This is a genomic window from Yoonia sp. GPGPB17 (assembly GCF_037892195.1).
In the GTDB taxonomy this organism is placed as follows: domain Bacteria; phylum Pseudomonadota; class Alphaproteobacteria; order Rhodobacterales; family Rhodobacteraceae; genus Yoonia.
Genome location: NZ_JATACI010000002.1, coordinates 2,769,200 through 2,788,255, shown reverse-complemented (window position 1 = coordinate 2,788,255; position 19,056 = coordinate 2,769,200). Strand labels below are relative to the sequence as shown.

The 19,056-nt window shown below is 53.4% G+C and carries 14 protein-coding genes; 5 read left to right on the top strand and 9 right to left on the bottom strand.

Annotated elements, in window-relative coordinates; all coding sequences use genetic code 11:
• Positions 1-102: 102 nt before the first annotated feature.
• The 5 genes from QTO30_RS14690 to QTO30_RS14670 all read right to left on the bottom strand — a co-directional run bounded on the left by QTO30_RS14690 (position 103) and on the right by QTO30_RS14670 (position 5,414).
• Positions 103-2,091 carry a sensor histidine kinase gene (locus tag QTO30_RS14690; protein ID WP_340424840.1) on the bottom strand — a complete coding sequence of 663 codons (1,989 nt, stop codon included), beginning with the start codon at positions 2,089-2,091 and terminating at the stop codon, positions 103-105.
• On the bottom strand, positions 2,079-2,990 hold the full coding sequence (locus tag QTO30_RS14685) for a sigma-54-dependent transcriptional regulator (RefSeq protein ID WP_340424839.1): 912 nt from the start codon (positions 2,988-2,990) through the stop codon (positions 2,079-2,081). Before QTO30_RS14685 ends, QTO30_RS14690 begins: the two co-directional genes overlap by 13 nt.
• Before the next feature lie 2 nt (positions 2,991-2,992).
• On the bottom strand, positions 2,993-3,481 hold the full coding sequence (locus QTO30_RS14680; protein ID WP_340424838.1) for a response regulator: 489 nt from the start codon (positions 3,479-3,481) through the stop codon (positions 2,993-2,995).
• A 2-nt stretch (positions 3,482-3,483) separates the two neighbouring features.
• On the bottom strand, positions 3,484-3,678 hold the full coding sequence (locus QTO30_RS14675; RefSeq protein WP_340424837.1) for a DUF6494 family protein: 195 nt from the start codon (positions 3,676-3,678) through the stop codon (positions 3,484-3,486).
• An 857-nt stretch (positions 3,679-4,535) separates the two neighbouring features.
• Positions 4,536-5,414, bottom strand: a complete 879-nt coding sequence (locus tag QTO30_RS14670) for a hypothetical protein (protein ID WP_340424836.1) — start codon at positions 5,412-5,414, stop codon at positions 4,536-4,538.
• A 212-nt stretch (positions 5,415-5,626) separates the two neighbouring features.
• Between QTO30_RS14670 and QTO30_RS14665 the strand changes: the two genes are divergently transcribed.
• The 5 genes from QTO30_RS14665 to QTO30_RS14645 all read left to right on the top strand — a co-directional run bounded on the left by QTO30_RS14665 (position 5,627) and on the right by QTO30_RS14645 (position 9,345).
• Positions 5,627-6,850 carry a hypothetical protein gene (locus QTO30_RS14665; protein WP_340424835.1) on the top strand — a complete coding sequence of 408 codons (1,224 nt, stop codon included), beginning with the start codon at positions 5,627-5,629 and terminating at the stop codon, positions 6,848-6,850.
• Between the two features lie 132 nt (positions 6,851-6,982).
• Positions 6,983-7,603 carry a hypothetical protein gene (locus QTO30_RS14660; protein ID WP_340424834.1) on the top strand — a complete coding sequence of 207 codons (621 nt, stop codon included), beginning with the start codon at positions 6,983-6,985 and terminating at the stop codon, positions 7,601-7,603.
• Positions 7,527-7,892: a zinc ribbon domain-containing protein gene (locus QTO30_RS14655; protein ID WP_445327156.1), complete on the top strand. Its 366-nt coding sequence runs from the start codon at positions 7,527-7,529 to the stop codon at positions 7,890-7,892. The genes QTO30_RS14660 and QTO30_RS14655 overlap by 77 nt, the downstream gene beginning before the upstream one ends.
• A complete protein-coding gene (locus QTO30_RS14650; RefSeq protein WP_340424832.1) occupies positions 7,852-8,364 on the top strand; it encodes a hypothetical protein in 513 nt (170 codons plus the stop codon). The genes QTO30_RS14655 and QTO30_RS14650 overlap by 41 nt, the downstream gene beginning before the upstream one ends.
• 222 nt (positions 8,365-8,586) lie before the next feature.
• The gene (locus QTO30_RS14645; protein ID WP_340424830.1) at positions 8,587-9,345 is read left to right on the top strand and encodes a class I SAM-dependent methyltransferase; all 759 of its coding nucleotides are present in this window, start codon (positions 8,587-8,589) and stop codon (positions 9,343-9,345) included.
• A gap of 134 nt (positions 9,346-9,479) precedes the next feature.
• On the opposite strand, the gene QTO30_RS14640 is transcribed toward QTO30_RS14645, so the two are convergent.
• From QTO30_RS14640 to QTO30_RS14625, 4 genes are read right to left on the bottom strand one after another with little or no spacing between them, the layout of a single operon-like run.
• Positions 9,480-9,956 (bottom strand): toxin-activating lysine-acyltransferase, encoded by a 477-nt coding sequence (locus QTO30_RS14640; protein WP_340424829.1) that lies wholly within the window; start codon positions 9,954-9,956, stop codon positions 9,480-9,482.
• A gap of 7 nt (positions 9,957-9,963) precedes the next feature.
• Complete coding sequence (locus tag QTO30_RS14635; protein WP_340424828.1) at positions 9,964-17,388, bottom strand: DUF4214 domain-containing protein; 7,425 nt, start codon at positions 17,386-17,388, stop codon at positions 9,964-9,966.
• Positions 17,354-18,361: a hypothetical protein gene (locus tag QTO30_RS14630; protein WP_340424827.1), complete on the bottom strand. Its 1,008-nt coding sequence runs from the start codon at positions 18,359-18,361 to the stop codon at positions 17,354-17,356. The genes QTO30_RS14635 and QTO30_RS14630 overlap by 35 nt, the downstream gene beginning before the upstream one ends.
• Positions 18,348-19,055 carry a hypothetical protein gene (locus QTO30_RS14625; protein ID WP_340424826.1) on the bottom strand — a complete coding sequence of 236 codons (708 nt, stop codon included), beginning with the start codon at positions 19,053-19,055 and terminating at the stop codon, positions 18,348-18,350. Before QTO30_RS14625 ends, QTO30_RS14630 begins: the two co-directional genes overlap by 14 nt.
• Position 19,056: the final 1 nt, after the last annotated feature.

Sequence of the window (19,056 nt, the reverse complement as noted above, 5' to 3'; positions counted from 1 at the left end):
AGTATGTTAGATGATTTCAGCTGCATCGCAGAAAGGTCAAAATGTCTAACAATCATCGGTGGTCGGGTGGGTTCAACAGGACAAAATGTCCACTTATTCGCCCTAGGTATTGCCCGCATCAGACAAATTGTCCCCTACCGTGCACCACACCAAAAATGTTGTGCCGCGCCCCATGGTGCTCCTTACCGTGATCAATCCGCCCGTCCGACGGATCAGCGCCTGACTGATCGAGAGGCCGAGTCCCGACCCTTCTGACAGTTTGGTTGAGAAGAACGGATCAAAAACATGGTCGAGTTTGTCTGGTGCAATTCCCGGCCCGGTATCGTCAACTTTGATCAACGCACCGGGTATGCCTTCCCGGTCTTCCGGCCCAGTTGTAATCGTCAATGTGCCGCCATGGCCCATGGCCTGTGCTGCATTGATGGCCAGATTGATCAGAACCTGCTGCAGTTCTGTTTCAACAATATGGATATTGGGCGCCGGATGGTGATCAACAACAACCTCAACATTGTGCTTTCGCAGATCGCTTGCCACCAGCACCAGCGTATCTTCAACCACCTTCACCACATCCACAGATGTTGTTGCGTCGGACAATTCCCCCGGTCTCGTGAAGTCCAGGAGCTTGCCGACGATCGTGTTGATGCGGTGGGTCTGGGCGTCGATCAGATCAAGTTCCATTTGCAGATCTTCCTGTGCCTCGGGCGAAAGGGAGGCGCGCAAGATCTCAAGATTGCCCTGAATGACAGCGACAGGATTATTGATCTCATGCGCAACGCCTGCCGTGATCTCACCGATGGAGGCGAGCTTTTCAGACATGACAAGCTGCGCAAACGTTGCTTCGAGCTTTTTGGAGGCCTCACGCAATTCAGCCGTCCGCTTATCGACCAGATCGTTGAGGTTTTCTGCCGCATCCCGCAATTCGGCGTCGCGTTCCTGTACCTGATCGAGCAAGCGATCAAGGTGCTGGGCGACCTCGCCAATTTCGTCCTGTGCGTCAACCGGTCCGATCCGCGCCTCTAGCGCGCCTTTCTCCACATGGGTCATGGTCGCGGACATCTTTTCCAGCGGTGCAAAAATCCCTTGCGCCAACCTCAAAAACAGCGGGATCGTCACCGCCAAAACAACAAGGAACGACGACAGCAGCCAAAGGATGGTTGCATTACGCTGCGCTGCAAAAGGCTCTTCCAGAAAACCGGTGTAAAGCATCCCGATCCGGTCCCCGCTGATGTCGGTCAGCGGCACGTAGCCCGAGACATACCATTCATTCACCACAAAGGCGCGATCCAGCCAAGGCTCCCCTTGGCCCATCACTTGATCGAACACGACCTCTGACACACGGGTGCCAAGCGCGCGTTCATCCGCGAACAGGCGGACATTGGTCGAAATCCGCACATCTTCCAGAAACAAAGTCGTGGTGCCGGTGCGGGCGTCGATATCCTGCCGCTCGCGGTAGATCAGCGCATTCATCGTGTCGATGATGTTCAGATCGCGATTCAGGAGCCGCCCGCCGATCAGCACCTGATCGCTTTGCGGCACCGGGCTTGCCACGAGTATGACCATCCCGCGCGTTTCGACCGTCTTATCGATCGTGCGCGCGGCCTCTGTCGGGACCAGATCAAGTCTGGCACGCTCTGACAATTGCGGATTTACGGCGAGCAGATCATCTTCACTCAATAATGCAAGACCTGCACTGGGCGTGTCCGCGGATGCCAGACCAGCCACACTGCGAAAGATCGCGGGTGCTGCAGGATTGTCCTTTCCCTGCAGCACCAGAAAATCCAGATCACCCCTGACCGCATCGTCGCTGAGCAGTGCTGTCACCGCCTCTGGCCCTTGCCCCCGCGCCTCTGCAAAGGCCACGGATCTGGCCAAGGCCTGCACCTCGGTCGCTTGGGTGATTTCGATAGCCGTGAAATACTGCTCTGCAATTCGCAGGTCGCTGGCGACCTTAGAGATCAAGAGGTCGTCATACTTATCGATCCAGCGCCACATCGTGACGCCCAGAAGGACAGGAAGCAGGACCACAAGCGGCAAGAGAGCCAATGTCAGCAGGCGCAGCCTGACCGATCGCCTGATTGTCAAAGACCCCATGACTGGCACTTGCGGTCAATGGTTTTGCGCGCCACGCCGAGCCTGCGCGCAGCCTCTGCCCGGTTCCCGCCGCAGGCATCCAGCACTTTCAGGATATGGCGCTGTTCAACAGCGCCAAGTGTCTCAAGCTCTGCCGGATCATCATCGCCGCCATTGGGCGGATCAAAACGCCCGATAATCAGTGCCCGCTCAACCGCGTTGCGCAATTCCATGACATTGCCGGGCCACGCATAGGCTAAAAGGCGGCGCCGTGTGACGGCATCAATCGGCGGCGGGGTTACGCCCATTTGTTGCGATAGGGTTTCGGAAAAGAACGCGATCAGGTCCAGAACATCGTCTTGCCGTTCGCGCAGCGGGGCGAGATTGATGGTTGCGACGTTGAGTAAATAGTAGAGGTCCTGGCGAAAGCTGCCATCCTCCACCGCTTGCTGCAAAGGCCGCGTGGTCGACGCGATAACCCGGACATCAAGGCGCATGCTCCGCTCAGCCCCCAGCGGGCTGAACCGGCCGGTCGATAGCAGCTCTGCAAGGATATTCTGGCAGGCCGGAGTCAGCATTTCCACGTCTTCAAGAAAGACGGTGCCACCGGCTGCGTTGATCAGGATGCCGTCTTCGCCTTGCGCTGTGCCGTTCGCCACATCCTCCACCCGGCCGAAAAGCCGGGCCTGAAATGTCTGTTCGGTCATCCCGAAGGATTGCAGCCAGACAAACGGCTTGTCGGACTGGTCAGACAGGCCGTGCAGCATGCGTGCGGCGATCTGTTTACCGGTCCCGGCCTCCCCACGGATCACGACATGGGCGCGGATCCCGGCGGCATGGCTGATCGCCTGCCGCACCTCTTCAATGACCTCAGATGACCCGATCAGCGCATCACGGTGACGCAGCAGATCCTTGCCCACCGCTAATTCATGCCGCAGCAGGAAGTTTTGCTTAAGCGCAGACGCGACCGCGCGAGCGATTGCCCCAGCGCATTCAAAACCTGATTGCTGCGAAACGGTTTTAGCAGGAAATCAGACGCGCCAGCCCGGATTGCAGAGATTGCCGTTTCCAGATCCGCATAGGCGGTGATCAGGATCGCGTCGGAAAATAGGCCAATGCGCTTTTGTTCTGTAAGCCAGTCCAGACCGCTTTGTTTCGGCATGATATTGTCAAGGATGATGACGTCATAGCTGTGTTCATCAAGGCGTGCTGAGGCCTCTGCCGTGTCCGCGCAAGTGTCGACAACGGCGCAGTGGTCGCGCAATGCCTTTTGCAGAAAGTTGCGCATGCCCAATTCGTCATCGACAACCAGAACGCGCGCGCTGGCAAGGTCGCGGTCAAACTGTTCAGAAATCGCCGCACTGGCGTTTTCAGTGGTCAAAAGCTGCTGCATCTGCTGATCGCTCGGCAAGGCTATGCGCCTGGCGAGATCTCACCCGACACTTTATGATTCAGTCCAAGGCTTTCGCTTTTGACCGTCACCGTGATTGTGTGGGTTTGGCCAGCCGCGCGACTGCTGTCACGCAGGGCCGCCTCAATCGCTGATTGTGATGTGACGCCCACCTGCTTGAGCAGCTTGCGGATCGACATGTTATAGTCATCTGCCATCTTGAAGTCCTCCCACCCAAATAAGAACGCTTTCGCGACCGTTCTGCAAACCAGAAATGAAGTTTTGGAGCGATGCAGTGCAATCCTCAAAGATGCTAGATGGTGTATCGAAGATGGAAAGCTACGTAGCGTTTGCATTTTGTGCCGTTTGGAGCCCGATCAAAAGCAGTCGAAAAGCTGTCGATACCTTAGCTAATGGGACTGTGACAACCGAAGCAAGACTGACATCATCTACACGACCTGTTGAGAATGATCATTTCAGTTGCATGCTTTATTTCAGTTGCATGCTTTACAGTGAACGAAGACATATCGCGCCTGCAAATGCCTGCCGCCTTACCGAGCTCCTAAAGCCCCACGAATGCTCCCCAGGCCCCTTGATCCTTATTAAGTTAAGCAGCGAAAGAGCCGTTTTGGAGTTTTGCTTCTCAAACTGGACCTCAATGTCCGCTCATTGGAATAGATCGCATCGCTCCGGTACTAGTGCTGCGCGAGCGAATGGATGCTGCATAAGGACTAGCCGCACCCGCACCAGTCCACCTCGTCCGCCTCTGAGTTTGTTCATAGATCGTATGGCGAAAATATAGTTTGGAGAAGGCCATCGGAACGCTGTTTGAACGACCGCTATGGCGGCAATTTCTATTGCGCAGCAAAAACTGTGTCGCGCCTGCGAAGGGATGCTGCGTCAACCAAAAATCTAAAACCGAATGACTGCAAAGTCCCGCATCTTTCCAGTTCGCTGATACCGCAGCGAAGGGCAGCTTTCGCCATCGGCGCAAGGGATCGATAATTCCTAGTTATCGTTACTCAAAGATCATAGCTAGAGAAAGCGTGGGTGCAGCTCCCCACCTTGGTTCAATTTACGCTCCATTGGAGTTACTCAGATATGCATTTTCTCTTTCCGGTATGCGACCAAGCACTTCAGCGCCTGCTTCAAGGTACTGATCCGCTATGGCCACCAATTCGGCTTCTGACGTCACTAGACCTGTAACTTCCCGGATTTGAACCCCCGTGACTGGATCCGACTGCAAGAATCCAGTTGGTTCTCTCATACGTGACAAGACTATTGGAACAGCATAAGCCGTTCCCGATCGCTCAAAACCAGTTACAAAGCCTGAAACTGTCCGAAATACTCGTCCAGGGTGAAGTAATTTCATTGAAGTCATATCACCGGTGACGGTATCGTAACCTAGCATATAGAGGCGTCCATTTTTTGTAGATATGGAACCATCTATCGGTACTGTCTCACCTGAGAGCATTTTCCGCCGCATATGAAAAGTAGGCAAACCCACTCTCTCAAACCTGTCAAAGATTCGAACAAACGAAACGAAAACGCCTTCACCATCAGCGCCACGATAGGCTCTGAAGGATAGAAAGGTGCCGCTTGCTAGGCTGGAAAGTTCAGCCAAATCCTCGTGGCGCATTTGTGCCATTGTCTTGAAGTCAGAGTACCGGTCGAGCTCTCGAGGCCCGAAGACCAGGTCTAATTCAGCCCTGCCAAGCGCAATCATGCGTGTATCTGGTTTTTCGACGCTGTGAACTCTGATGGTCTCATGAATGGCTCCGACATCTCGGAACTTTGGGACCGTAGACTTCGCCTCGCTAAGGAAGTTGGTCAAAACATACCGAGATACGCCAGACCTTCGCGACACTTCCGCGAGACCTCCAACATCCTCGACCATGTAACCAACTAGGCGCTTTAACGCAGCAAGCCACTCATCCGAAAATCGGTCAGACATAAATGCTAATCAAAACCTACAACAGCTTTCAAATTCCTACCCAACTAATGTCAATTTTTAAGGCCCAAGGCAACTATGAACGTCATCTTGCTCTCACCATTTGATCTTCTGGTGATCTTTGCAAACCAGCAATCATCCTTTTCCGTCGCGCCTATCTGCGAAGTGACGCATCCTGAGGTGAAACTGAACAGCATATCAGTCGGGAGGTTCCAATGGGACAAAACGAGAATACTGACGCAATTCTTCAAGAGCTCTACTCTCGGTTGGCAGTAAATGAAGGAAAGGCAGAGCTTATCGTTCAAGCCTGTTTCCGCTTCATGGTACTTAGCTGGGCCGTCCGCAAAATGCCCCACAACGAAGTCAAATATCTAAAGGAAGAACTCGAGAAGTGTGCAAGAGCCAACAACCTTACTGAGTTCGTTGCGTTAATGGAAGCGGCCAAGAAACAGTACAAGTTGGTCTGCCACAAATTTCGCTACCCTGATCTCGTGGACTTCGCGAGCTTCTTCCCAAAGAAAACCAAATCAATCGAAGTTGAAAAGGTTATCGATGACCCTGAGAAACCGGGACAAACGAAGACCGTCAGGGTAAAAGAAAAGGTGCAGACAACGGATTTGCGTGAGTTTTGCCAGATCATGCCGGACGCTATGGGGCATACAGGCTATTCGATTATGCACTACCTGTTTCAAACACGGACGGAGGCCATCGCCCATGGAAATAACGCTGCGCTTGGGCTAGCTCAGAGCGCGAGGAAAATCTTCCATACCGATGGCGGCAACAAACGAATTGCGCTACTGAACTATTGTGCCTTCTTTACTCATATTGAGGTCCTGAAAATCTCGACTGATCCTGATGGCGGTGATCGAACACCGGTAATGATCGAATTTACCGACGGGGGCATCGAGTTCTGGTTGAAAGTTCGCGCAATGGCTCGGATCCTCTATGCGCCGTTCGCGCGCAGGTGCGTTGAAATCCGCCGGTCAATTGAAGATATTGAAACGAGAGGCGGATCGGGACGGTCAGGCAGTGGACTAATTGGCATTTCTGCCGTTCTGCTGACCAGCGCTTTGCTCACTTTTGGTGGCGCAAGCCACGCCAAAGCTGAAAATGCGTGGAATGGTATTGAACTAACCTCGGCTTTTAACTCCGAGATCAATACTTCGTGGTTTGAAGAAGCATCGTGGGCTTCAATTCAGCGGTCCTCTGGCAAAGGAGAGTGGTTGCAAGACGATACCAACTTCGAAATCGTTACAATCATGAGCGGGCCGATTGGTTCTAAGGAAATCAAAAGTCAGTTTGATATCCAATTTGTTCATGTTGACCTCGCGACACACGATATGGAAGGCAGCGGTCTTGATTCGACCGCCAGCACTATCGGTAGCGCGGCCATCGTTACAACTGCCTACAGACGAGAGCCAAAGTGGACTGTAAGTTAGGCGATGCACACTCCAATCATCGGCCTGGCGTTCCGCCGGTATCAAGACCCGGGACCGTTTGGAGTGGGTGTCCATGAGCGCCTCCTGCATACGTACGCGATTGGCCAGACGGGCACTGGGAAGACAACGCTCTTGCAGAATCTGGCTTGGCAGGATGCCATGTTAGGCAACGGCTTCTGTCTCATCGATCCGCATGGTAACTTGGCTGAAAGTCTGCACCGCAAGGTCAACCAAACACATCTTTATTGGGACGTGGCTGATCCTTCGTGCCCGCTCGGATACAACCCGATAAAGCGCGTCGCTGAGCAATACCGTCCGCTCGTCGCATCCGGCCTAATTGAAACGCTTAAGAAGCAATGGCCAGACGCTTGGGGTGCTCGCATGGAACACTTGCTGCGTCATGCCGTGTTGGCGCTTCTAGAGCAGCCACAAGCCGACCTGCGCGACCTGATGCGCCTTTTCGTGTACAAGGGCTATCGCCGCCAAATCATCGAAGCACTAACCGACCCCCAAGTGCGCTTCTTTTGGAAGCACGAGTTTCCGGCTCTAAACTACCAGACCAGCACTGATGGCGTGTCACCGATTGCAAATAAGCTGGGTGCGTTCTTGGCGCAAGGTGACGCGACACCATCATCTGTTCCAGGGCTTGTTTCGGTGTGGGTTGTGTGGTGGGCCAATGTCGCCGGAACTACAAAAAGGCCGAGTCTACTACCGCTGTCAGAACAAATCGTGCGCTATGAAGACGATCCGTGAAGATGTGCTGGAAGCCCAAATTATGCGGAAGCTGATGGAATTTGTGATCGACGAAACGGAAGCGACGAAGCTGCAAATTGCCTGGAGTGATCGTCTATCAGAGGTCGATCACGCAGAGACTATCAAGTCTCTGGAACTGCGTATCGCAGATGAAACCACGCGGCTAAAACGACGGTTGAAGCATGTGTCGAATAATGTGCGCGATACCGCCCATACGTTTAATCGCCAATCATCGCTCAAAGCGCTGCATGAGCGCCTTCTTAATCCCATACCGCATGGCGGCGCTTAGTGTGTTGGCTATCGCGGTGGCCTCCGGCAAGGTGGGCTATGTCTATCTGTCCGGTGGCAAGCTGCAGGACTGGGGCATTGCGCTCAAGGCCACGCGATCAACCAGTGATTTGGTTGGCTACGTGCAAGAGCTGATCTTTGAGTTGAAGCCTGATGTCGTGGTGACAGAGAAGCGCACCACGGGCTGTCGCAAGGGGCAGCGCACCAAGGCGCTGATACAAGCCATTGCGGAGCTGGCGAGCCACAATCACGTGCTGGATGTCTCGGTACAACGTCCGCGCAGCTATCCTTCAAAATATGAAGAGGCGCAGGCCCTGGCCGTGGAATACCCGGAGATCGCAGGATATCTGCCCAAACAGCGACGGCGCATCTTTGATTTTGAGCCACGCAGTATGGTGCTGTTTGAAGCACTGGCGCTGGCGCAAGAAGTGATGAAGGGGCCACCAACCAAGCTCGCTGCGGCGATGGGGTAGCCCTACCAAAACTCTTTTAGAAACTGCTCAATGAGGGGCAGTTTTGTGATGCGGCTCTCTAACTGCTCGGTTCGATGTGAACGCTGCACTAGTTTGCCGAAATTCACCGCATTTGTGCGCTTTTGGTGGAGACATCGCGACGAAATCGGTTTGTAGTGACGTACAATCAATTGTTGAAACTAGGCAATCGTAGCAGTCCTTGACATCAGAGAAGGTGCTTATGTGACCAACTTCAATCGTCCTAATGTCTTGTTTCCAGCTTATGTCGATCAGCCGAAGTCATTGGAGCGATTGTGGAAACGTTGGCAAATGATCATAGAGCCGATCCAGCCAGATCTAGTCGGCATGCGCGTCTTGGACATTGCCGCACATGACGGGAGATGGGCCTACGCCTTTAGTTGCTCAGGGGCTACGTCAATCGTGGCGATTGAAGCTAGGCAGGCGCTTGTTGATCAGTTCTCTTCGTATCCAGACGACGAGCTGAAGGCGTCGGTTGACTTCAAATGCCAAGAAGTATTCACCTATTTGGATAGCGCGGTCAGGGGAAACGAGACCTTCGATGTTGTTGCAATTCTGGGGTTTCTTTATCACACGATGGATCACCATCGGCTCTTTGATCTGATCCGGCAGCTTCGACCGAAACTCATCATTATTGATAGCGAATTCCTGAATGCTAACAATGCAGTGATCCAAATCACTGGAGAACGAACAGACAATCCACTAAATGCGGCACCTTACTTCGCTGGACAAGAAAAAGCGCTTGTTGGGACACCATCTGTTGGCGCGATGGAACGTTTCGCCGAGAGCATTGGTTATGATGTTTTTGGGTCGACCCGACTGAAAACCAACAAAGCGATAAGACCGGGGTACGAGACTACTATCGCTGCGGTAGAAAGCAGCGTAGAGTTTGTCATTTGGTGCAAAAACGCTAGCCCGCAGGCAACGCTCCATCAAAATCGACCCACAAAATCTCAAACATAAAAGGCGGTAAATTATTTTACTTGTGAGCGTTGGTCCTGATCAGTAGTGACCGTCGACGGATCGAAAAGTTGCCCGTTGATGTGTGACGCTGCACCGGCTCACATGTCATAACATTTGCTGGGGTTTCTCGGTCGTTACGTAAGCACGGGGGTATTGAGATTGGTGTCTCGGGCCTTTGCAATCGCGTTGACCCCATGCACATAGGCAATGCGCATCCTTTCAGTTCCCGGTTTAACGCGCAGGAACCGGCCGATGTCGGTCGAGAACCGGTTTTGACGCAGATCCTCTGCAATCATCCAGGCGTGTCCGAACGGTGCTATGAAATCGATGATCCAGATTCTGTCACCTGTTTTCCATTGGTGTTTATCCAAAGCGCCTTTCTTGTGAATATACTCCTGCTCAACTTGTTCGCTCATCCATGCCCAGGTGACAAAGCCGACCGGCCGTTGGCCTTGGTGGTAGAGACGATACTGTCCGCGTTCCAAGGGCGGTAGAAGCCACTTATGCAGTGACGCAATCGGCCAGGACTGGTGAATTTCGGACAGCGAATAAAGCCAGAGCATATCGCCAAGGGCGGCAGATAGCTTGTTGGCGCCACCCTCAGTCTTCACCTGGTGGTCATGCAAAGTCAAAGTGGTCTTGGGTTAGCTGCCCCACAGTCACGCCATTGAGGGTGATGCTGTCGTCACCATCATACCGCACGACAGCACCAGCGGAGCTGGTTTCGATGGTCAGGTCAGAGAACACCATACCCTCTATGTCGAAAATGATGGTATCGTGGCCGACCTCAAAGTCGGTAATGATATCGTTTCCGTCATCCTCGTTGAAGATAAAATAATCTGAGAGATAAACATCTCGACGTGACGTCTGTCCACCTGTCAAAGTATCATCACCACTTCCGCCGTTAATGAAATCACGATTGTCTGCCAGTCCAACAATGATGTCGTTACCTGCAAGTCCCGTAACCCATCCACCCGCCGTAGTCAGGTTGTTATCTGCCGCATCCCCAGTGAGGCCTAAAAGAGAACTGTTCCCGGTTAAGCTAAATGGGAAAGTTTCTAACTCTATGACATACTCACTCTCGAACTTGATCTCATCGACAGTAAACTTGCTGTCTCCGAAATTGCGAACCGTCAACTGATCCTGCTGCGAGATGGCACCACTGCCATCGATGAAATTGATGAACGTATCAAAATCAATCCGCCGGTCAGGAAATATTTCATTTCCGTTTGTAGAAGTCTCCTCATTTGTAATGATCAGATCTGCAATTCCGATGTCTGGACCGAACTGAACTGTATCAAACCCGCCCTCACGAGCCGCTACGGTTGCATTTGTTTTTGTGTCATGAATCCAAGTGTGTAAGCCAGTGACGGCTCCCTTTCCACTTGGTGGGTTATACTTAGTTGCCAACCCTTCATCATCATATTGGATAGTCGTCACACCACCTTCAGTGACTGTGAAGCTGCTCTCATCAATGATATCTCTGCCGTCGCCCCGATTGAACATATACGTATCGTCGCCAAGTCCGCCGCGCAGTAGATCACCGTCTCCGGCACCACCTGCAATGATATCATCGCCTTCTGATCCAAAGAGCATGTCAGTTCCTGCACCGCCGCTGAGCATGTCACCCATTAGTGTGCCGGTGATCTGATCATCCCCGGGTGAGCCATTCAGCATAAGTGATGCGACGAGGTTGTCTGAGGTCCAAGTGATGCCGTCCGCAAACGTCACCCGCTCAATTCCTCTGGTACCGCCGCCAAACTGACCTAGCACTTCAACCCTGCCGCCATTTGCGCCGGGAACTTCGATCACCATTGCGCCACTGAACGTCATCCGAACGTCAACTTCGGTCGAGGCGACATCATCAAAGACCAGATGATCAAGCGCGAGCACATCCGTGCCTGTGTCATTGATGACGTCATTGCCGTCACCGCGCGACCAGATGTAGGTATCCGCACCCGTACCACCGTCCAACTGGTCATCATCAGCGCCACCACGCAACGTGTCGTGCCCGTCACCACCATTCAGAGTGTCGTTGCTTACCCCGCCATTGATGTTGTCTTGCCCTAACAGACCCGTGATGGTTTCCCCCGCAGCAGCTCCTTCCATTACTGTCAGGTCAAGGATGTCCTGCAAGGACCAGATTTCGCCATCTTCAAAAACGATTTTTTCGATACCGCCGCCATCATTGTCCGCAAACTGATTAAGAACTGCGATGCTCGACACACCTGTCGCAGTGGTGATTTCAACCCGCAACGTGCCGCGGGCAGCGTCATTACCCGTCACCGCGCGTGTTAGGCGAACGTCAGACGCAAATACGCCATTCAGGGCAAGTGTATCGATATCAAAACGCTGCCCATCCAGCTCTACGATTGTGTCGTTACCGTCGCCAGCAGACCAATGGTAGGTGTCGTCACCTGCGCCGCCTTCAAGTCGGTCATCGCCGCCCATCCCATAGAACTGATCTTCGCCTTCGTATCCGACAAGGGTCTGCGCAGCAGTTGTGCCTTCAAGCCGTGTATTCGCAAAGATGTCGGCTTGATCCCAAACGGTGTTATCGCTGAAAACGATGGCCTCAAGCCCCTTGTCCTCGTAAGCATTCTGGAACTGGTTTCTGACAGTGAGCACAGCACCCGTGGGAATGATCGTTATCAGAAGGTCCCGTCCATTTGATGACCGGGTGAGTTCAACTTCATGCGCCAGCAGGTCCGGTAGATTGAGCGTATCTTCCTCGGTCGTATTACCGACTGTATCATCTATGATGTCGTTTCCGAGCCCGCGGCGCCACACGTAGTAATCGTTGCCGCTGCCACCATAGAGCGTATCGTCACCTTTGCCGCCATGCAGCACGTCACTTGAGGCACCGCCGTAAAGTCTGTCGTTGCCCTTGTAGCCGTAGATCGCATTCATTTTGCCGTCACCAGTTATGGTTTCTGACGCAGAGCTTCCATTCAAGCGTTCGAAACCAGAAGCTCGGAACGCGATGTGCTCATTACCATCGGCGACATGTTCCACGCTTTCTGAAAGCAACGTGATGAACTCTGCCTTTGAAATCCGTCCAGACGACAGGTGGCCTGACCATGTTTGTAATTCATTTGCATCAGGTTCACGGCCAAAAGCACTCTTGAAAGCTTCTTCGACCAGTCTTGATCCATTCAAGTCCGATAAGTCATTGACCCTGATATGCGGCGTACTTCCATCTATGTTGATGACGCGGATGTATGGGTCGGCTTGCAAAAGCAGTGATGCGACATCCGCCAGCGTTTCTGTACCGTTCATCAAACGATCAGACAGATAGGTCAGTTCATGTTCTGTCGCATCACGATCAAACGCCACATCAACCAGTCGAGCGACCTGCGCTCTGACATAGGCCTCATCTAGATTGCGCTCTAGCAGTGCTGGGTTCATCTCTACATCGAAGTTGTTAGTCATGATATGACCGTTGCCGACAACCTGATGCTCAATCGAGTCAGAAATCTGTAAGGCAAAGTCTGCCCGTGCCGTGGCACCTGATGAGAGATCCTCAAGACCTTCAGCGATCTCCGCCATGCTTGGAACACGGCCCAAGGCATTCATGTAAATCTGCGCGATGAACTGAGCGTCAGATACGGTGACCCCGTCACCATAGCGTATCAGGAATTCATCCGAACTCATCAATTCGTTGATCAACGCGGTCTTGTCGAGGAGCTGACTGTCGTAAGCGACATGTTTTGCCAGTTGCTCACGCTCCGTTCCGGTAAGGTCGCGATCAAGCATCGTATCGTAGATGCTCGCAGCCTCCTCAAACAGCAGTTGCTTGGCTTCAGCATCAAGAGTGATACGGATCGCTGTTGTAGCGCTTCCGGCGCCGGAGCTTGAAGTCTCTGTGACCGTCCAGTTATCGATGCCAAATGCGTCTACTTCGTGCGTGGTAACGATATGTGTTCCGTCGGCCGGATCGACCCCATTATCCCACGTGTAGCTTCCGTTATCGATCGGTGAACGCGTGGTCGTCTGTACCGTCGTTGTACCATCTGTGGCATCGAACCGTGTTTCGGTCGTGATCAAGCTATCAGAAGAGGTTTCTGTCACAAAACTGCTGTTAAGAATGCCCGCCTTGTTAAAGGAATGAAACGTCACCGCCTGGGAGCCGTCCGACGCGATAACGGTTTCCGAGATTTTGTCGGCGATACCGTTGCCGTCATAATCTGTCTCGCGATTGGTCGTGCGACCATCGGCGCTAACAGTTTCCACAATCCGCGATTGCAGATCGCCGTCGGCATAGCGGGTTTCCGTCGTCGTTGTCCGGTTGCCGTTAGCATCAAGCACGGTATTCACTATCGTGGCGCTATCGGTTGTCCCGTCACCGTCAACATCAAATACACGGGTTGATGACAGACCATCCGCCGATGTCGTCTGCTGCATGCTGTAGACTGTCGAACCAGCAAAAGTCTCGACGAACGACCGAACCATATCTCCATTGTCGGCGTAGGTGACATCCGTTGTGCGTAGGATGTCGGTCGTGCCGTCCGCATCGATGTCGAGACTATATTGGGCACTCAGGCCATTCGCCGTTTCAAAAACGCCGATACTTTGCGCCAACGTCCCGTCAGACGCGAAACCGGAATAGGTCATCGTCGTATTGCTACTCAGGTCAATGACGGTCTGAACTTGTTGTTCGACAGTACCATCGCCGTCGCGGTCAATGGATGCAGTACTGCTGCGTTCATCTGCGCTCAGAGACTGCGCTTCACGACGCACCAGAATCCCGTCGCGATCAAAATACTCTACAGAGCTTGTCAAGCCGCCATCTGCACCACGCTCAATATTCGTGCTTCGATCGACACCAAGTATCGAGGAGCTGGTCTGGGTAGACAGGCCATCGCCGCTGGTCGTTGTGGTAATCGTTGCCTCGATCGGTGTGCCAATACTGTCGCCATTTACGATCGGCGAGCCATAGACATATTGAGTCTGTGTAACATCACCATTTCCGGCGTAAATGGTCTGCGATTCGTTACTGGCCTCGACTGTCCCATCACCGTCGAAATCAAACGATATCTTTGATCGCATCTGATCATCGCTTGTTTCATAGATTTCCCGTGCCGAAAGGGCGTCCTCTCGGCCGTAATACGCAACCTCCCGCGTGACCGACCCATTCGTGGCGATATCAGTTACATCAACTGTCCGCAGATCAATCTCACCATCGCCATTGCGGTCTCTCTCTCGGGTGATGGTGCGACCATCACCGCTTGTGGTCATGGTGTAGGTGCTTTGCAATGCGCCACCCGTCGACAGATACTCGGATTCCGACTGACGAGTCCCGTCATCGGCAACAGTTGCCGTGATCCGCATATCATCATGCCCATTGCCATCGACGTCATTGAAGGTCGTCACTGTGCGACCATCTGCGCTGTTTTCGACTGTAAGACGACCAATTGCATCGCCGTTGGCCGCAGTGCGTGTCGTTGTCTGTGTTTGCACACCATCTACCGCGATATCGAGATCGGATTGAACCGTCAGGTCCGCAATGCCATCCGCATCATAATCGTTTGTCTGAGTTGTCGTGCGCCCACTGGCGCTGGTTGTAACTGTAGAACTGCTGTAGGTTGCACCATCACGGCTCCGATCCTCGGTCAGAACGGTAATTGAGCCATCAGCATTGAGCGTTGTACTCTCCAGCATGACAAGGTCAACAATGCCATCGCCGTCTCGATCTTCACTCACGGTCGTAGTCAATCCATTAGCACTCAGAATGGTTTCGGTTGCCGATTGCAAGCTGCCGTCCGCAGCGAGCTGTGAGGTGGTCGAGGTCAGTGTTCCGTCATCAGCCTCAAGTGTCACACTGGACACATCTGTGACGCCGTCGCCATTGGTATCCACGGACCGTGTCACCTGGCGGCCATCGTCAGAAGCTGTCGTTGTAGAACCGCTGCGCAGAACGCCTGCTGCGTCGCGCACTTCGTTCATCATGTTTGTGCCACCATCAACATCAAGCGTCGTGGTGGTCGTTCTGATCAGATCATAGGTCCCATCACCATCCGCATCCGTTGATTGGGTAACGACCAACCCATCATCGCTGGTGTCTGCGAGCGACCGTGAGATCAGACTACCATCTTCAGCGGTTAGCTGGGCAACCGTGGTTTGGCTGCCGTCTGCATTCAGGGTTGTTATGCTGGTGCTGGTGCGCTCTGCGCCGCCGTCACCATCACTGTCGGTCTGGGTCACAGTGGTCAAACCATCATCGCTTACAGTGACAACACTCTCACTGCGCAAACTACCGTCGTTGTTGCGCACCTCATTGACCTGCGTCCGACCGCCATCAGCATCCAACGTGGTGGTGCTGGTCGATAGCGTCTCGGTGACGCCATCACCATCCGCATCTGTGGCAGTGGTTCCGACAAGACCATTGGCGCTGACCGTTGTTGTTTGCGTGCTTGCAACCGTGCCATCAGCGTGGAAGCTGGTGTCGACAATGGTCTGTGCACCATCGATCGCTTGTGTAGACACAGTGGTACGATCAACGCTGCCATCGCCGTTTGCATCGGTATCCGTCGTGACAATATGCCGGTCAGCACTCTGTGTTGACACGCTTTGCGACAGCAAAGCAACGCCATCACCAGCATAGGTGGCGCTGTCAGACACGACTGTACCATCAACGTTGTTTGTCTGAGTCACCTGAGTTGTGCCGTCCAAAGCGCCGTCACCGTCGCTGTCAAACGCCGTGGTGGTGGTTAGACCATCTGCACTTGTGGTCTCTGTTGAAACAGAGCGTAACGTGCCATCCTGGTTGGTCGTGGTTACAGTTCGCACGGCCTCACCGGCTCCGTTGACGGCCGTCTCATCGACGATTTGCGTGTCGAAGTTGGCTAGTACGTCAACAACACCATCCCCATTGGTGTCGCTATCGCCATCACGATCAATCGTCGTTGTGCGCAGTAGACCGTCAGCACTGGTCACCGACGTCGTCACACTATTGATCGACCCGTCCGCATTGCGATCCCAGGTCTTTGCGGTACGTGCGCCCGTTGCGCCATCGACGGTGACCTCACGCACAAGATCCGTCGCTTCAAACACGCCGTTCTGGTTCAGATCAAAATAGGTTTCTGAACTCACCTTATCCGCACCCAACGTGGTCTGCTGCATGCTGCGGATTGAGCCATTGGCGTTGGTCACAGTCATCGTGTTCACGCGGCTCTCATCCGCATTGATGACCGTTTCATCGACGGTCGTCACATCAACCACGCCATCCCCATCCAAATCCACGGCAGTCGTGCTGGTCAGCGCATCATCGGATTGCGTGACTGTTGTCGATGTCCGCGCAGAGCCGTCGCCATTGGTCACATCAATGGTGGAGGTCGTGCCATTGGCCGAGGTCGCAATATCCGTGTCTTCAACCGTGTCGATATTGCCATCACCATCAATATCCCGCGCAATCGTTTTGGTCTGCCCGTCCGCACTAACGGTTTCCGTGACAACAGAACGGACCGAACCATCAGGGTTGGTCACGGTTGTGGTTTCCGCGCGACTGCCATCGGGGTTAACGACAATCACATGGGCCATCGTCATATCCGCGACACCGTCACCATCATTGTCGATGGCTTCGGTACGGGTCAGACCATCGGCAGAGACGTTCTCAGTTACAGAACGGATGGTCTCACTCGGAGTCCCATTCGTGGGATCACCTTTGCTGACATCCGTGGTCACAATCGTCATGCTGCCATCCGCAGCCGTCGTGCGCACCTCGATCTGATCGAACCAGCCACCGCCGGTCGAGTCGCGCTCAATCGTGACGGTATTGCTATCCGCACTCGTCGTCGTCACCGTCTGGTTCAGCAGAATGGCGGTCGCCGCTGCAGCACCGAGGCTGTTCGTCACGGTCTTGGTTGTGGAGGCATCCGGGTTGGTCACGATGGTGATGGTCTGCAAGCGATCCACCACACCGTCGCCGTTGTCGTCATAGGTATTCGACGTCTGCGTGCCATCCGCAGAAACAACGGTCATGTTCACAAAGGCAATGCTGCCGTCCGCGTTAAAGCCCGTGGTCACTTTCAGTGCGCGCGCCATCAGGCGCGAACGTCTCGACCTGTTCAATCCGGTGGCCATCCGCCTCCGCAATCAGCGTGACATCACCCGCCGTGCCCGTGGTGCCATCAGCATAGGTAAAACTGGTCTGGCCGGTAATGACCGAGCCGTCAGGCAGTTCGATATTGGTCGTATCAACCGTCAGATTGATCGAGGTGATGCCAAGCTCCGCAAAGGTTTTGGCCACCAAAGAACCGTCGTCCTGCGTCACCATCAGCTTGAAGTCGAGCCAGGCGTCATCATTGGCATCAAAGACACCGTCGCCATTGCTATCAAACACCGAGGCCAGCGCCTCAAAATCCGACTTCGCCGTCGGATCCCACTCTGTAAAGATGTACTGACGGGCCTCGGTGATCTTCCCATCACCGTTGATATCATAAAACAGCACCGCATCCCCGGCACCCGCCCAGGCCGTCCGGTTCTGCAAACCATCACCCGTCGCATCCATATACACAGACGAGTTGGACAGCTCCGTGATCTGGATACCATCGCCATCAAGGTCGAAGAGAATAGGCTTATTCTTGTCCGCCCAGCCTACACCGTCGTCGAAGTCTCGCCAGTTGGGCGTACCGTCGTTGTCACGATCCTGGTCCCATCTACCAATATTGCTCTCGTCCTTACTGCGGTCCCTATCACGGTCGCGATCACGATCACGATCACTGCCTCCGCCACGCATTTCGTCTGCTCTGTTCGTACCAAACAGCCAATCCCAGTTTTCCCAGGCGCCACGCTCTTGCACAACGGTCCGCCCCAAGCGACCGTGCTCAACTTTTTCACCGTCGATAATCCAATAATCATCAGAGTCATCCCAATAAGTACCATTGTCCGAAAACGTATACCCATTTGCAGAGTAATCCGTCGGCCTTGCTAACGGGCGCGGCGAGGTTTCTGGGGCGAATGAGGAAACACCTGATCCGCCGCTTGACGGTATGTGAGGGCCTTCAAATACCGGCAAACCACCACCTTCTACTGGAGGATACAGCGCTGACGGTAGCCCAGCCGATGGGACGCTTGCGAGCTGGTGGAATACCAGGGGGCGTAGATATGGAGATATTATTGAGAAAAAGACTGTTTATTAGATATTCAATGTATCTCGGACTACCCAATAAATCTGGTTGGCCGATGCTATCTTGTACATTACCAATATTCTCCGGAAAAAGGTTTTGACTATTCGAATTAGCATATCTTATGAAACTATCCATATATGAATTAATTTGCGTCTGGCTAAATCCAGCCTCTCTGGCTTGTTGCTCCAATTCTTTTATGACGCCTCTCGCCACAGAAGAAAAGCCAGCCTCCGCAGTATTACTCAATGCATCTTCAAATAGTTCACCAAAGCCGCCACCAGCTATTGGTGCTGTATCTGCCAAAGAGCTAATTTCATCACGGTAAGCGCTAACCTTCTCTCGAAGGTTCATATTTGTAGGGTCATTCCTTAGCTGCTCGACCGCATCGTTATGATCACGTTGAAGACGAAAAGCATTGACATTAATCGTTTCCCGAAGCTGAGCGTCGCTAGCAGCATCTGCGGCAGTATCTCGCAGATCTTTACTACCGGCGAACGCCGATGCAACATCTGCTGATGACGGTCGAGCAACATCAATTCTAACATAGCCGTAGGGATCATAGCTATAAACAACATCAACCATA